The sequence below is a fragment of the Micromonospora humidisoli genome (assembly GCF_016900955.1).
Classification (GTDB): Bacteria; Actinomycetota; Actinomycetes; order Mycobacteriales; family Micromonosporaceae; genus Micromonospora; species Micromonospora wenchangensis.
On record NZ_JAFEUO010000002.1, the window covers coordinates 224,609 to 239,412 of the forward strand.

The 14,804-nt window shown below is 73.6% G+C and carries 11 protein-coding genes; 4 read left to right on the plus strand and 7 right to left on the minus strand.

Annotated elements, in window-relative coordinates:
* Positions 1-46: 46 nt before the first annotated feature.
* Positions 47-589: a hypothetical protein gene (locus JQN84_RS06410; protein WP_204957513.1), complete on the minus strand. Its 543-nt coding sequence runs from the start codon at positions 587-589 to the stop codon at positions 47-49.
* A 168-nt stretch (positions 590-757) separates the two neighbouring features.
* Here JQN84_RS06410 and JQN84_RS06415 point away from each other — a divergent pair, with 168 nt between their 5' ends.
* Entirely contained in the window at positions 758-3,145 is a 2,388-nt protein-coding gene (locus JQN84_RS06415) for a M4 family metallopeptidase (protein WP_204957514.1), read from the plus strand.
* 106 nt (positions 3,146-3,251) lie between these two features.
* Positions 3,252-4,016, plus strand: coding sequence for an enoyl-CoA hydratase/isomerase family protein (locus tag JQN84_RS06420; protein WP_204957515.1), 765 nt, complete (start codon positions 3,252-3,254; stop codon positions 4,014-4,016).
* A gap of 127 nt (positions 4,017-4,143) precedes the next feature.
* Here JQN84_RS06420 and JQN84_RS06425 read toward each other — a convergent pair whose 3' ends face one another.
* Both JQN84_RS06425 and JQN84_RS06430 read right to left on the minus strand, forming a co-directional pair.
* Entirely contained in the window at positions 4,144-4,587 is a 444-nt protein-coding gene (locus JQN84_RS06425; protein ID WP_204957516.1) for an HNH endonuclease, read from the minus strand.
* A gap of 330 nt (positions 4,588-4,917) precedes the next feature.
* Complete coding sequence (locus JQN84_RS06430) at positions 4,918-5,886, minus strand: hypothetical protein (protein WP_204957517.1); 969 nt, start codon at positions 5,884-5,886, stop codon at positions 4,918-4,920.
* Between the two features lie 223 nt (positions 5,887-6,109).
* On the opposite strand from JQN84_RS06430, the gene adhE reads away from it, so the two are divergent.
* The gene (adhE, locus tag JQN84_RS06435; protein ID WP_204957518.1) at positions 6,110-8,683 is read left to right on the plus strand and encodes a bifunctional acetaldehyde-CoA/alcohol dehydrogenase; all 2,574 of its coding nucleotides are present in this window, start codon (positions 6,110-6,112) and stop codon (positions 8,681-8,683) included.
* Positions 8,684-8,715: 32 nt separating this feature from the next.
* Here the strand turns inward: adhE and JQN84_RS06440 are convergent, their stop codons facing one another.
* Complete coding sequence (locus tag JQN84_RS06440) at positions 8,716-10,242, minus strand: FAD-dependent oxidoreductase (RefSeq protein WP_204957519.1); 1,527 nt, start codon at positions 10,240-10,242, stop codon at positions 8,716-8,718.
* A 58-nt stretch (positions 10,243-10,300) separates the two neighbouring features.
* Positions 10,301-10,825 (minus strand): MSMEG_6728 family protein, encoded by a 525-nt coding sequence (locus JQN84_RS06445; protein ID WP_204957520.1) that lies wholly within the window; start codon positions 10,823-10,825, stop codon positions 10,301-10,303.
* A gap of 111 nt (positions 10,826-10,936) precedes the next feature.
* Between JQN84_RS06445 and JQN84_RS06450 the strand changes: the two genes are divergently transcribed.
* A complete protein-coding gene (locus JQN84_RS06450; protein WP_239484954.1) occupies positions 10,937-12,736 on the plus strand; it encodes a potassium channel protein in 1,800 nt (599 codons plus the stop codon).
* Here JQN84_RS06450 and JQN84_RS06455 read toward each other — a convergent pair whose 3' ends face one another.
* Together JQN84_RS06455 and JQN84_RS06460 are read right to left on the minus strand one after the other, a co-directional pair.
* The gene (locus JQN84_RS06455; protein WP_204957521.1) at positions 12,737-13,969 is read right to left on the minus strand and encodes an APC family permease; all 1,233 of its coding nucleotides are present in this window, start codon (positions 13,967-13,969) and stop codon (positions 12,737-12,739) included. It lies immediately after the preceding gene.
* 9 nt (positions 13,970-13,978) lie between these two features.
* Entirely contained in the window at positions 13,979-14,758 is a 780-nt protein-coding gene (locus tag JQN84_RS06460) for a phosphatase PAP2 family protein (RefSeq protein WP_204958153.1), read from the minus strand.
* Positions 14,759-14,804: the final 46 nt, after the last annotated feature.

Here is a 14,804-nt window from a genome sequence, read left to right on the forward strand (position 1 = left end):
ACCGCCGACGCGACCGCTGGCCGGACGCGGGAAACGACCTTCGTGGTCAGCCGGTGGTGGTGGTCTTCATCAGCAGCGCGGCCAGTTCCCGCGTGGCGGCGGGTGGCTGCGGGCCGGTCGGGCAGTCGGTCCAGTCGACGTGGGTGGCGCCGACGGCGAGCTGATAGCGGTACGTGTCGGCGCAGCCGTCGTCGGACAGGACGCCGGCATGGTCGCGGGTTGCCGGGCCGATGAGCATCCGGAGCCGGTCGAGCGCCGCCGAGTCGAGCCGGCCGGTACGCGTCGCGCCGGCCCGGTCGGTCGTGGTCCACCGGCCGTCGGGCTCGACGGTCACCGTGTCCCGGTTACCGGCGAAACCGCCGGAGCGGGTCAGGACGACCCGGTCCGCCCCGGTTCCCCGGGTGCCGGGGTCGCCGGGCGTGCCGGTCGCCGGGGCCCCGGTCGGGGTGCCTGCGGCGGCGGTCCCGTCGGAGGTCGGAGCGGTCGTGGCCGCTGGTGACGCAGGGGTTCCCGGCTCGGCCGCTGAGCAGCCGGTCAGTAGCGCGGCGGCGGTCGTGACGGTTGCCAGGAGCAGGGCGGGTGATCTCATCCCGATCGGACGTGCATCGACGTCAATCGGTTCCCCGGGTAGGGCCCCTCCTCCGTTCGGCCAGTGTCGTGTCATGGAACCGCTCCATCCCTTCTCTTTTCCCGGGTGTATCGCTATATCTACATGCGTGACTACCCCCGTCACATCTTTCCCTTGCCAGGAGGGCACGTGAAAAGACCCCTCGCCGCCGTCAGCGCAGCTCTGCTCACCAGCGGAATGCTGACCTGCGTCGCCACCGCAGCGCACGCGGCTCCCCCCGCCCCCGCCCCCGATGCCGCCCCCGCCGCCCGCGCCGAGAGCCTGCTGCGCAGCAACCCGGGCGCGGTCCAGGGCACCGGCGCGGAGGCGTACCAGGCGGTCCGCACCAAGGTCGACGCCAACGGTGCGGCACACGTCCGGTACACACGTACCTACCAGGGGCTGCGGGTGTACGGCGGTGACTTCGTCATCCACACCGCGCCCGACGGCACCCTCGCCGGCACCTCGGTCGGCCTGGCCGCCCCGCTGACCCTCGGCACCACCGCCAAGATCAGCGCGGCGTCGGCCGCCGCGACGGCCCGCAAGGCGTTCTCCGGCACGATCACCGAGGTGGGTACGCCGGAACTCTTCGTCGACGCCACCTCCGGCAAGGGCATGCTCGCCTGGGAGACCGTGCTGTCCGGCTGGAAGGCCGACCAGCAGACCCCGTCGAAGCTGCACGTCATCACCGACGCCAGCACCGGCCGGGTCGTCGGCGCGCACGACGAGATCGAGTCGGTGGTCGGCAGCGGCCAGGGCATCTACACCGGCTCGGTCAGCATCGACACCACGCTCTCCGGCAGCACCTACCAGATGATCGACCCGTCGCACGGCAACGGGCGCACCTGTGACATGAACAACGGCACCACCACCTGCACCACGTTCACCGACGCCGACAACGTCTGGGGCGACGGCACCAACAGCAACCGGCAGTCCGCCGGCGTCGACGCCCACTTCGGCGCGGCCAAGACGTTCGACTACTTCAAGAACGTGCACGGCCGCAACGGCATCTTCGGCAACGGCACCGGCGTGCCGAGCCGGGTCCACTACGGCCGCAACTACATCAACGCCTTCTGGGACGGCGCCCAGATGACCTACGGCGACGGCGCCAGCAACTCCCGGCCGCTGGTCTCCCTCGACGTGGCCGGCCACGAGATGAGCCACGGCGTCACCGAGGCCGTCTCCGGCCTGGTCTACTCCGGCGAGTCGGGCGGCCTCAACGAGGCCACCAGCGACATCTTCGGCAACATGGTGGAGTTTTACGCCGCCGCGCCGAGCGACCCGGGCGACTACCAGGTCGGCGAGAAGATCAACATCAACGGCAACGGCACCCCGCTGCGCTACATGTACAACCCGTCGCTGGACGGCTCGTCCGACTCGTGCTGGACCACCAGCACCAAGAACAAGGACGTGCACTACTCCTCCGGCGTCGGCAACCACTTCTTCTTCAACCTCGCCGAGGGCACCGGCGCCACGTCGTACGGCACCTCGCCGGTCTGCGGCTCCGCCCCGGCGGTCACCGGCATCGGCCGGGAGAAGGCCGAGAAGATCTGGTTCCGCGCCCTGGACGTGTACTTCACCTCCAACACGTCGTACGTCAACACCAGCACCCCGTCGAACACCGCCCGTGCGTACAGCCTGAAGGCGGCCACCGACCTGTACGGCAGCTGCTCCACCGAGTACAAGGCCGTCCAGGCGGCGTGGACCGCGGTCGCCGTCTCCGGCAGCGACGCCCCCTGCTCCTCGACCGGTAACGACTTCTCCGTCTCGCTCTCCCCGACCTCCGGTTCGGTGACCGCGGGCGGTTCGGTCGCCACCACCGTCGCCACCGCGACCACCAGCGGCACCGCGCAGACCGTCACGTTCTCCGCGTCCGGCCTGCCGACCGGCGCGACCGCGACGTTCAGCCCGGCCTCGGTGACCTCGGGTGCCGCGTCGACCCTGACCATCGCCACCTCGGCCAGCACCCCGGCCGGCAGCTACCCGGTGACGGTCACCGGCACCGGCGCGGTGGCCCACTCGGCCAGCTACACGCTGGTCGTGAGCAGCGTCGGTGGCACCTGCACCGCCGGCCAGAAGCTGGGCAACCCCGGCTTCGAGTCCGGCAACACGGTCTGGGCGGCCAGCACCGGCGTCATCGGGCAGAACGGCGCCAGCCAGCCCACCCACGGTGGCACCTGGAACGCCTGGCTGGGCGGCACCGGTGGCACCCTGACCGAGACGCTCTCCCAGTCGGTGAGCGTGCCGGCGGGCTGCTCGACGTACAACTTCAGCTTCTGGCTGCACATCGACAGCCGGGAGGTCACCACCACGACCGCGTACGACAAGCTGACCGTGCAGGTGCTCAACTCCTCGGGCACCGTGCTGGCGACCCTGGCGACCTACTCGAACCTGAACAAGGCCACCGGGTACACCCAGCGCTCGTTCTCGCTGGCCGCGTACGCCGGCCAGAGCGTGACCCTGAAGTTCACCGGCACCGAGGACGCCTCGCTGCGGACGTCCTTCGTGGTCGACGACACGGCGCTCGACGTGTCCTGACCTGACCCCTGCGTCGGTGGGCCCGGCGGCCACCCCTCCTGGGTGGTCGCCGGGCCCGCGCCGTTATGGTCGCCGCACCGGTGACGCGACGAGAGGGGTTACGACGGTGTCGGACGCGGAGTTGACCGTCGGGGTGACCGGCGCGGTGGCGACGGTGACGATCCGTAACCCGGCCCGGCGCAACGCGATGACGCCTGCCATGTGGCGGCGGCTGCCGGTGCTGCTGGACGGGCTGGAGGCCGACCCGGCGGTCCGCGCCCTGGTGCTCACCGGCGCTGACGGGGCGTTCTGCGCCGGTGCCGACCTCGGCGACTTCGACGAGCTGCTGGACGCGAACGGGGACGCGGGCATCGCGGTCGCCGCCGAGGAACGGTTGGCCGCGTTCGCCAAGCCCACCGTCGCGGCGGTGCAGGGCCCGTGCGTGGGCGGTGGATGCCTGCTCGCGGTCGCCTGCGACCTGCGGATCGCCGCCCCGGACGCCCGGTTCGGGGTGCCGCCGGCCCGGCTCGGGCTGGTCTACCCGGCACCCACCACCAGGCGGCTGACCCGGCTCGTCGGCCCGTCCACGGCCAAGTTCCTGATCTTCACCGCCGAGCTGATCGACGCCGAACGGGCGCTGCGGGTCGGCCTGGCCGACGAGGTGGTCGACGACCTGCCCGGCCGGGTGTCCGCGATCACCGGGGCCATCGCCGCCCGCTCCCAGCTCAGTATCGCCGCCGCCAAGGAGATCATCGACGACCGGGCCGGGCCGGCGAGGATCGCCTGGTGGCACCGCAAGGCACGCGACAGTGGCGAGGCCCGCGAGGGCGTCGCCGCCCACCACGAACGCCGCCCGCCCGACTTTCCCTGGTCGCCGGCCGCCGGTCACTGATCCGGTCCGCCCGGCTGCCACCGATTGCGGGGCCCGTTCCCCTGGGTGGGGCGGGGCGGTGGGGGCCGGCGGGCGTCGCGCCGGGGCGTACCCCGACGCGACCCCCTGTGCCCGCCGGCCGGTCCGGTCACCGCCCGGCGAGGCTCGCCCAGCTCGGCGTCGCCGGTGCCCGCCGCAGCGGCATGTCCGCCTCGGCCGGCGTCCGGTCACCCTTGCGCTGGTTGCACGGGTAGCAGGCGGCGGTGGTGTTCCGCCAGGTGTTGCCACCGCCGCGTGAGCGGGGCAGCACGTGGTCGACGGTGCTGGCCGGCCCGCCGCAGTACGCGCACCGCCCACCGTCGCGGCGCAGCACCCCCGCCCGGGACCAGGCCGGGCCGGCGCTGAACCGCCAGCGGGTGACGACGTACCGGACGAGCCGGACCACCCGGGGGACGGGGAAGACCCCGATCACCCGGTCCGGCTCGGCCTCGTGGATCTCGGCGACCCGACGGCACAGCATCCGGATCGCGTGTTGGACGGTGACCCGGTGCAGTGGGCCGAGGTCGGCGTTGATGACGAGGACGGCGTCCACCGGGCTCTCCCTTCGCGGTCGGTGGGTCGATCGGTCTGTCGGTCGGCCCGGACGACGAAGGCCACCCGGTCCACGGTGGGACGGGGCGGCCGGCACGTGCGGCACGCGTCAGTCGGGTTCCCCGTCCCGGGGGTGTTCGGCTCGGTCACCGTCGACGGGTAGCGTCGACCACGCGCTGGTGAGCTGCGGCGACGTCATGGCGTGCTCCCGGTTCGACTGGTTGGCCTTGCGCGGATCACGGTAGGCGCGGCGGCGCGGGCGGGCAACGCATTTCGATGCCACCCGCCGGCCGTGCCCTCCGCTTGCGAGCTGCCGGACCGGCAGACCTGGTTACGAGCGGACCGACCAGACGGTCACGTCGACCGAGGCCGGCGTCGCCTGGTAGCGGTTGTGGTCGATCCGGACGTAGTTGACCACCGTCGGGTCGCCCGGGTCGGGCTGGCAGTAGGTGACCGGGGTGGGTTCGAGCTGTTCGAGGTCGATGCTCGAATAGCGCTGCGCCTTCGGATTCCGGCAGCCCTCGTAGCTGAGGTCGGTCGGGTCGTCGGTCCAGTTGTAGAGGGCGAGCTGGTGGTCCTTCCCCTGGAAGATCAGGGTGCCGGAACCGGTGCCCTTCGCCAGTCGGGGCTTCGGCAGGAAGTAGACCGAGTCCCCGTCGAGCAGCTTCCAGTGCGGCGCGTCCTTCGGCGGCACCCAGTCCCGTTCGACCGGCCCGGGGGCGGGCGTCGGCCGGGCCGTGGGGGTCGGGCCCGGGCCGGCCGTGGGCCCGTCCGGGCCGGGATCCGGGGTCGCCGGGGTGGTGGCGGGCGTCGCCCCGGACGGATCGGCGGAGGGCGTCGGCCCGACCGGGGTCGCCGTGACGCCGGGGTCGGCCGACGAAGCGTCGACGGAGGTCGTGGGGGAGGCGCTGCGCGCGTCCGGCGTGCGGTCCGTCGGCCAGGAGAGCACGGTCACCGTACTGACGATCACCAGCAGCAGCGCGGCGATCCCGGCCGGCAGCCGCCAGCGTCGCCAGCGGCGGCGCAACCCCGGGGCCGACGGAGTGGCGTCTGCTCCGGTCGGTGCGTCGGACGCGGGCGGGGTGGACCCCGGCGGCAGGGCGGCGGCGTCCGTCGCCGCCCGGGACAGTCGTGGGTCGATCGCGCTGAACAGGGACAACAGCCCGAGCGCGCTCGCGGCGAAGACGCCGGCCAGGCCCACCAGGGCATTGGCCTTGTCGACCCCGATCCGCCAGGCCAGCACCGCCACCCCGACGGCGGCCACGGCGAGCAACGTGTAGGCCCTTCGCGGTCCCGTCATGCGAATCATGGTGGACGGGGGCGACGGGGCGCGGTGTCGGGTAGGCGACGCTGCGTGCCCGCCGCGTGACATCGGGACCTTCGGTCGACCCGGAGGTGCCCGGGACGGGCGTGACGACGGGACCTTTGGCCACCGTCGGACGGGTCCTTGCGCCCCACCGCCGAGACGGCCGTCGATGGATGCTGAGGGTGTCCGAGACGCCGCCAACCGCCGAGGTGAAAGCATGTCGACCGAACTCGCCACCACGATCGACGCCCTGGTCGCCGACGGCCTCAAGGCCCTGGCCGACTACGACCGGTACGACCAGGAGCAGATCGACCACATCGTCGGCAAGGCGTCGGTGGCCGCGCTGGACCGGCACGCCGCCCTCGCCCAGCTCGCCGTCGCCGAGACCGGTCGGGGGGTGTTCGAGGACAAGGCGGTGAAGAACATCTTCGCCTGCGAGCACGTCACGCACAGCATGGCGAAGACCCGTACCGTCGGGGTGATCGCCCGGGACGAGATCAGCGGGATCGTCGAGATCGCCGACCCGGTGGGCGTGGTCGCCGGGATCACCCCGGTCACCAACCCCACCTCGACCACCATCTTCAAGGCGCTGCTGGCGCTCAAGACCCGCAACCCGATCATCTTCGCCTTCCACCCGGCGGCGCAGCGGTGCAGCGTCGAGGCCGCCCGCACGGTACGCGACGCGGCCGTCGCCGCCGGGGCCCCCGAGCACTGCATCCAGTGGATCGAGGAGCCGTCGGTCGAGGCGACCACCGCGCTGATGCACCACCCCGGCGTCGCCACCATCCTCGCCACCGGCGGCAACGCCATGGTCCGGGCGGCCTACTCGGCGGGGAAGCCGGCGCTCGGTGTGGGCGCGGGCAACGTGCCGGCCTGGATCGAGGCGACCGCCAAGCTGAAGCGCGCGGTCAACGACATCGTGCTGTCCAAGTCGTTCGACAACGGCATGATCTGCGCCTCCGAGCAGGCCGTCATCCTCGACGCGGCGATCCACGACGCCGCCATCGCGGAGTTCCGCACCCTGCACGCCCACCTGGCCACCCCGGCCGAGAAGGCCAAACTGGAGGCGCTGCTGTTCCCCGCCGGCAAGCTCAACCCCGACGTGGTCGGCCGGACCGCCGCCTGGATCGCCGACGCCGCCGGGATCACCGTCGCCCCCGACACCTCGATCATCCTGGTCGCGGTCGACCGGGTCGGCCCCGACGAGCCGCTGACCCGGGAGAAGCTCTGCCCGGTGCTGGCCGTGCTCCGCGCCGACAGCCGCGAGCAGGGCCTGCGGTACGCCGAGCAGATGGTCGAGTTCCACGGCCTCGGGCACAGCGCGGTCATCCACACCGCCGACGAGGACCTGGTGGAGGAGTTCGGCCGCCGGGTCAAGGCGGTCCGGATCATCTGGAACTCGCCGGCCTCGCAGGGCGGCATCGGCGACATGTACAACGCGTTCCTGCCGTCGCTGACGCTGGGCTGCGGCAGCTACGGCCGTACCTCGGTGTCGGACAACGTCTCGGCGGTGAACCTGCTCAACATCAAGCGGATCGGCCGGCGGAACAACAACATGCAGTGGTTCAAGGTCCCGTCGAAGATCTTCTTCGAGGCGAACGCGATCCGCTACCTCGCCGAGATGCCCGACGTGCACCGGGTCACCGTGGTCACCGACGCCACCATGACCCGGCTCGGCTTCGTCGACCGGATCAACCGGGTGCTGCAACGCCGCCCCGGGCGGATCGCCCTGCAGATCATCGACGACGTGGAGCCCGAGCCGAGCGTCGAGACCGTCGACCGGGGGGCCGCGCTGATGCGGGCCTTCCGGCCGGACACCATCGTCGCCCTCGGCGGCGGCTCGGCGATGGACGCGGCCAAGGTGATGTGGCTGCGCTACGAGCACCCGGACGTGGTCTTCGACGACATGCGGGAGAAGTTCTTCGACATCCGCAAGCGCGCCTTCACCTTCCCGACCCTCGGCGCGCTGGCCCGGCTGGTCTGTGTGCCGACCACGTCGGGCACGGGCGCGGAGGTCACCCCGTTCGCGGTGATCACCGACCACCGGACCGGCAAGAAGTACCCGCTGGCCGACTACGCGCTCACCCCGACCGTGGCGATCGTCGACCCGGTGCTGACCGCCAGCATGCCGGCGACCATCGCCGCCGACAGCGGCTTCGACGCCCTCACCCACGCCATCGAGGCGTACGTGTCGGTGTACGCGAACGACTTCACCGACGGGCTGGCGCTGCACGCCATCCGGCTGATCTTCGCCAACCTGGAACGGGCGGTGGTCGACGCCGACCCCGAGGCGCGGGAACGGATGCACAACGCGGGCACCATCGCCGGGATGGCGTTCGGCAGCGCCTTCCTCGGCATCGTGCACGCCATGTCGCACACCCTCGGCGCGACGTTCCACATCGCCCACGGCCGGACCAACGCGGTGCTGCTGCCGCACGTGATCCGCTACAACGGCACCGTCCCGACGAAGCTGTCCGGCTGGCCGCGCTACGAGAGCTACCGGGCCCCGGAACGGTTCGCCGAGATCGCCACCCAACTCGGCCTGCCGGCGGGCACCCCGGCGGAAGGGGTGGCGTCGCTGGCCGACGCGGTGGAACGGCTGCGCGGCGCGGTCGGCATCGAACCGTCGTTCGCCGCGATCGGCGTCGACCGGGCCGCGTTCGAGGCGGCGCTGCCGCAGCAGGCCCTCAACGCCTACGAGGACCAGTGCGCCCCGGCGAACCCCCGGATGCCGATGCTCGACGACATGCAGCAGCTCATGCGGGACGCGTACCAGGGCACCGCGCGCTGACCGTCCGGCCCACCGGCCGGGCGGGCCCCCGTTCACTTCCCGGCGAGCAGTCCCCGGGGGCGGATGGAGCGGACCGGTTCGGTGGCCGCCCCCGCAGCGCGCAGGATGTGGTTGGCGGCGATGATCCCGGTCGCCGCCGACCGTTCCATCAACGCGCTGGGGAAGTCGGTGCCGATGCCGTCCCCGGCCAGGTAGAGGCCCTCGGCGTCGGTGCGTACCCCGGGGCGGCCGGGGTGGCTGCCCGGGGTGAACGCCGGGGCCTGCGCCTCGACCCGGGCGCGCAGCTCCCGCACCCCCAACCCGCCGACCTCCGGCCAGAGCGTGACCAGCTCGGTGCGCATCCGCTCGGCCAGCTCCTCGGCCGGCACCCCCTCGTCGCAGGCGTACGCGTGCAGCTCCACCACCGCGCCGCCGGTGCGCTGCGCCCAGCGGCGGGACTCGTTCTCCAGCCGGTGGTAGAGGGTCACCGAGTCCAGGGTGGGCTGTCGGGACACCCCGCTGAACACCGCCCGGTCGGCCCGGACGTCCCCGTCGAGCCAGTACCGCGCCACCGCGTACGGCGGGCCGGGCCGACCGAACGCGGGCATCCGCGCCACCAGCTCGGGTGCCACCGTGACCAGGCCGGGGGAGGCGGCGACCAGCGCCGCCAGCGCGGGCGGGTCGACGGCCAGCACCACCTGCCCGGCGGAGTGGACGGTGCCGTCGGCGGTGGTCACCCGCCAGCCGTCCGGTTCCCGGTCCAGCCGGGTGGCGGCGACCCCGGTGTGCACCCGGCCGCCGTGCTTGTCCACGTACCGGGTCAGCGGCTGCCAGATCGCCGTGGCGTAGTCCTCGTCGGGGCAGTCGAACGCCAACCCCTCCGGGTTGCCCAGCAGATAGAAGTGGAACTGGGCGATCATCTCGGCGGCCGACATCTCGGTCTCGTGGTTGAAGAACGAGTGCGAGAAGACCTCGAACAGCATCGCCCGCGCCCGGTCGGGCAGTTTCAGCGAGGCGAGCAGCGCGTCGGCGGTGGTGTCGTCGAACTCGGCGTAGGTGCGTACCGGGTCGTAGCTGAGCAGCGGCAACGCGGCGTCCCGGTCCATCGTGCGCAGGTCGGCCAGGCGCAGGCTGGGGCTGCGCAGCAGTAACGCCAGCAGGTTGGCCGGCGGGGCCGGGGGCAGCCGGCCGAACTCCTCGGTGGGCCACTGCGCGGACAGGATCGGATAGCCGGGAATCGGCTTGAGGAAACCGAGCGTCGGCTCGACCCGCCGCAGGATCGACCGCCAGTTGTAGTACTGCCGGAAGAACGCGTGGAAGCCGTGCTCGTTGACCTGGCTGCCGTCGGCGAGCGCCTCCGGCCACGCGCCGAGCCGGCCGCCCAGCGTCGGCGCGGCCTCCAGCACGGTGACGTCCACCCCGCGTTCGGCGAGCACCACCGCCGCCGACATGCCGGCGATCCCGCCGCCCACCACCACGGCCGTGGTCGGTCGGGCCACCCGGGGGGCGCCACCCCCGCCCGGGTCCACCACGTGCTCGCGTACGCCGATGAGCCGGCCCAGCTTCTGCGACAGCGCCATGTGCACCTTCCGACCCGAGGGACCCCCAGTCTGCCCGACCAGGCCCGATCCGGCCCGGTCAGACCGGTGCGGTGCCGCCACCGGAGTCGTCGGCGGGGTTCGGCCGACCGGCGGCGAGCGGGGGACGGTCGGACGGCGGCCAGACGTACTCCAGGTCGGACGGCACGTCGCCGAACTGCGGGCGGTAGTGCGCCGGGTCCTTGCGCAGCAGCGCCGAGCGGTGGCTGCGGTGCAGGTCCTCGCGGCCCAACCAGGGTGGCAGCTCACCGACGGCGGCCAACTCCGCCTGGCTGCGGACCCGGCCGTGGCCCCGGGCGGCGGTCAGGTCGGTGACCAGTGTCGACGCGCAGGTGTCCGCCCGGCCCGCCGCCGACCAGACCGCGCACACGTCCAGCCCGTACCGGGTCAACGCCTCCTCGTAACCGGCCCACATCTTCACCGCCGGGTGGTTGCGCCAGCCGTAACCTGGCCGGGTCAGCCCGCGCAGCACCTGGAGCGCCTCGACCCGCTGCTTGCCCAGCCGCCGCTGGTCGAGGGTCCGCGCACTGGCCAGGAAGTCCGGGTACGGCAGGAACGTCTGCACGTCCGCTGCTCTACCCGCCGCCACGCCCACCATGCCTGCCCGCCCAACCGGTACCGTCCGGTGCGCTCACCAGGGCTGCGTGTCCGGCGACCGGATGGCTACCATCCGGGCATGGCCGAACCCCTGCGGGACCGGGCCCGGCGCGCGACCGGCTGGCGGTTACGGATGAACGGCGACACCCGTGGGCACTACGTGGTCTGCGGCGACGACCCGCTGGCGTACTGGGTGGTGCGGGCGCTGCTCGGCACCGACCCGGCGCACGGGCGGGTCCGGATCACCCTGGTGGTGCCGGAACGCCGCCGCTCCGAGGGCCCCGACGGGCGGGACGTCGACGGGGTACAGGTGATCCGGGCCGACCGGCTCGACGAGTCGACCTTCCGCCGGGCCGGCCTGGCCGGCGCGGACGGCCTGGCCCTGCTGCACCAGGACGACGTGGGCAACATGCAGGCCGCGCTCTGCGCGCAGGAGGTCGAACCCCGGCTGCGCCTGGTGGTCCGGATGTTCAACACCAGCCTCGCCAACGGCCTGCGGCAGCTCTTTCCCGACTCGGCGGTCCTCTCCGACGCCTCGATGGCCGCCCCGGCGTTCGTCGCCGCCGCCCTCGGTGAGGTGGCCCCGACCCACTTCCGGCACGGCGGTCGCACCCTCTACGTGGCCCGCCGCGCCGACGTCCGCCCCGCCGACGTGGTCTGCGGGCTGGCCGTCACCACCGATCCGGAACTGGTCCGGGTGCTGCCCGCCGACGAGCAGGCAGCCGACGTGGTGCTCGCCGAGGCGACCGGCCAGCCCGCCGGCACCGAGCTGGCGGCCCGCCGGCTGGTCCGGGCGCGGCGTCGCCGGCGACCCCTGGCGGTGCTGCTGCGGGCGGTCCGCAGCTTCGCCACCCGCAAGATCGGTATCGCGGTGCTGACCCTGCTCGGGGTGATCGCCCTGCTCGGCTGGCTCAACGCCCGTGCGGTCGCGGTGAGCTGGACGGAGGCGCTCTACCTGACCCTGGTCACCACGCTCAGCGGCCAGGACCCGGACGTCACCAAACCGGCCGCCGCCCAGATCATGCAGGTGGTGCTCAACCTGGCCGGGCTGGCGCTGATCCCGCTGATCACCGCCGTGGTGGTCGACGGCATCGTCAACGCCCGGCTGGCCCTGCACGCCGGGCGCATCCAGCCGGAACGCACCGGGCACGTGGTGGTCGTCGGCCTGGGCAACATCGGCACCCGGGTGATGGCCCAACTGCACGACTTCGGCGTCGAGGTGGTGGCGATCGACCGCAGCGCGGAGGCGCGTGGTGCGGCGCTGGCCCGGCGGCTGGGGGTGCCCCTGATCGTCGGGGACGCCGCCCGCGAGGAGACCCTCCGTTCGGCCTCGGTGGAACACTGCCAGGCGCTGGTGGTGGTCTCCACCGACGACGGGGTCAACCTGCGGGCCGCGCTGAACGGCCGGGTGCTCAACCCGGAGCTGCGGGTGGTGCTGCGGCTCTTCGACGGCGACTTCGCCGAACGTATCCAGCGGGCGTTCGGCATCGGCATCTCGCGCAGCGTGTCCTACCTGGCCGCGCCGTCGTTCGCCGCCGCCCTGCTGGACCGGGCGGTGATCGCCACCATCCCGGTCGACCGGCACGCCCTGCTGGTGGTGGAGGTGCCGGTGACGGCCGGTGCGGCCCTGGACGGTCGCCCGCTCGGCGCGGTGGCCCGCCCCGGCGAGGTGCGCCTGCTGGCCCACTCCCGGCCCGGCCACAAGACCGACTGGCGGGCCGACCCCCAGATGGTGATCTCGGCGGGGGACCGGCTGACCGTGGTGGCCCGGCGGGCCGGGCTGAGCGCCCTGCTCAGCGAGACCACCCCGCCCCCGCCCCCGCCCCCGGCCCCGCCGCCGCCCGCCGGGGTGCCGGCCTCACGTGACCCGCAGGAGTGACTAGCGGGGGCGGACGGCGTACCAGAGCGCGCCGAGGGCGAGCACCCCGAAACCGGCGAGCACGCTGGCGGTGGGCAGGCTGACCGCGAGTAGCAGGCAGCCGACCAGCCCCGCCCCGGCGAGCGCCCGGGTGGGCAGCCGTCGGGTCGGGTCCCGGCCCAGCGTCCACGCGGCGGCGTTGGTGATCGCGTAGTAGACCAGCACCGTGCAACTGGAGAAGCCGATCGCGCCCCGGACGTCACCGAGCGCCACCACCGCGACCACCACGGCGGCCACGGTCAGCTCGGCGCGGTGCGGGACCCGGTGCACCTGGTGCACGGCGGCCAGCGCCCCCGGCACGTCCCGGCGGCGGGCCATCGCCAGCAGGGTGCGGCCCACCCCGGCGAGCAGGGACAGCAGCACCCCGGTCACCGCCACCGTCGCCCCGGCCCGGACCACCCAGGCCAGGCCGGGCAGCCCGGCGACGGTCACCACGTCGGCCAGGGGCGCGACGGACGCGGCCAGCCGGTCGGGGCCGAGCACGCCGACGGCGACCACGGCGAGGACCAGGTAGACCGCCAGCACCACCCCGAGGGCCAGCGGCACCGCCCGGGGAATCGTGCGGGCCGGGTCGCGGACCTCCTCACCGAGGGTGGCGATCCGGGCGTACCCGGCGAAGGCGAAGAAGAGCAGCCCGGCGGCGGTCAGCACACCCCGGGCCGTACCGCCGCCCTCGGCGAGCCGGTCGAGCCGCACCTCCCCGGCGGCCAGGCCGGTCACCGCGACCAGGGCCAGCACCGCCAGCACCACGACCACCAGCACCTTGGTGGCGGCGACCGTGCGGGTGACACCGCGCAGGTTCACCGCGGTCACCGCGAGCACCGCGCCGACCGCGACCGGCCGGGCCTGCCCCGGCCACAGGTACGCTCCGATGGTCAGCGCCATCGCCGCGCAACTCGCCGTCTTGCCGACCACGAAACCCCAACCGGCGAGGAACCCGGCGAACGGGCCGAGGCGTTCCCGGCCGTAGACGTAGCTGCCGCCGGATTCCGGATAGCGGGCCGCCAGCCGGGCCGAACTGGTCGCGTTGCAGTAGGCGACGAACCCGGCCAGCGCCAGCGCCACCAGCAGCCCGGTGCCCCCGGCCGCTGCGGCGGCCGGGGCGAAGACCACGAACACGCCCGCGCCGAGCATCGCCCCCAACCCGACCACCACCGCATCGGGTACGCCCAACCGCCGCCGCAGTCGATCCACCCCGGCAGGTTACGGGGCGGAGGTGAACGGGCGGCCCCCATCGGGCGACCGGCCCGGGTCGGCGGTGAACGGGCGGTCCCGGCCGCGCAGCCGGGTCGGTAGCGGCAGGTCGTCCCAGGGGATCCGGCGCAGCAGCCGGTCCAGCAGCAGCCCCAGCAGCAGCCCGGCCACCGAGTCGGTCAACCAGTGCCAGCCCAGGTAGGTGGTGGTGCACAGGACCACCAGCGGCGGCACCACCCGTACGGCGGTGGCCAGCCGGGGCGGCATCCGCCGGCCGACGGTACGCAACAGCGGGACGAGCAGCAGGGCGAGCACGCCGTACCAGACGATCGCGTTGGCCACGTGCCCCGACGGGTACGACTGCGCGTAGCGCACCGGCAGCTCGTGCTGGAACAGCGGCAGGGTCTGCTCCGGTGACAGGAACGGCTCCTTCACGCTGGCGCTCGGGGCCGGGCGGGCCGTCCACACCTTGAGCGGCCCGATGGTCAGCAGGGTGAGCGCGAAGGCGACCACCGGGGGCAGCAGCGGGCGCACCGAGCGGAGCCGGACGGCCAGCAGCACCCCCAGGGCGGCGGCGAGCAGCGTCAACGGGGTGCCCTGGCCGAGCAGGTTGAGCACCCGGGCGGCCCAGTAGGCGGCGGTCGGCCGGTGTCCGTCGGCCCAGTCGGCCACCGCCCGGTCGACGCCGAACAGGTGGCCGGCGGCGAGTGCCCAGGTCAGCGCGACCAGGGCGGTGAGCAGCAGCAGGTCGTACCACCAGCCGGCCGGGCGGACCGGTCTGAGCCGCACTCCGCCGCGTACCCTCGTGGTTCGCTCCCGCACGCGATCACGCTAC

Coding starts and splice junctions, on each gene's coding strand:
- JQN84_RS06410 (WP_204957513.1), bottom strand. CDS start 589: ATGAGATCACCCGCCCTGCTCCTGGCAACCGTCACGACCGCCGCCGCG.
- JQN84_RS06430 (WP_204957517.1), bottom strand. CDS start 5,886: ATGACGGGACCGCGAAGGGCCTACACGTTGCTCGCCGTGGCCGCCGTC.
- adhE (WP_204957518.1), top strand. CDS start 6,110: ATGTCGACCGAACTCGCCACCACGATCGACGCCCTGGTCGCCGACGGC.
- JQN84_RS06440 (WP_204957519.1), bottom strand. CDS start 10,242: ATGGCGCTGTCGCAGAAGCTGGGCCGGCTCATCGGCGTACGCGAGCAC.
- JQN84_RS06450 (WP_239484954.1), top strand. CDS start 10,937: ATGGCCGAACCCCTGCGGGACCGGGCCCGGCGCGCGACCGGCTGGCGG.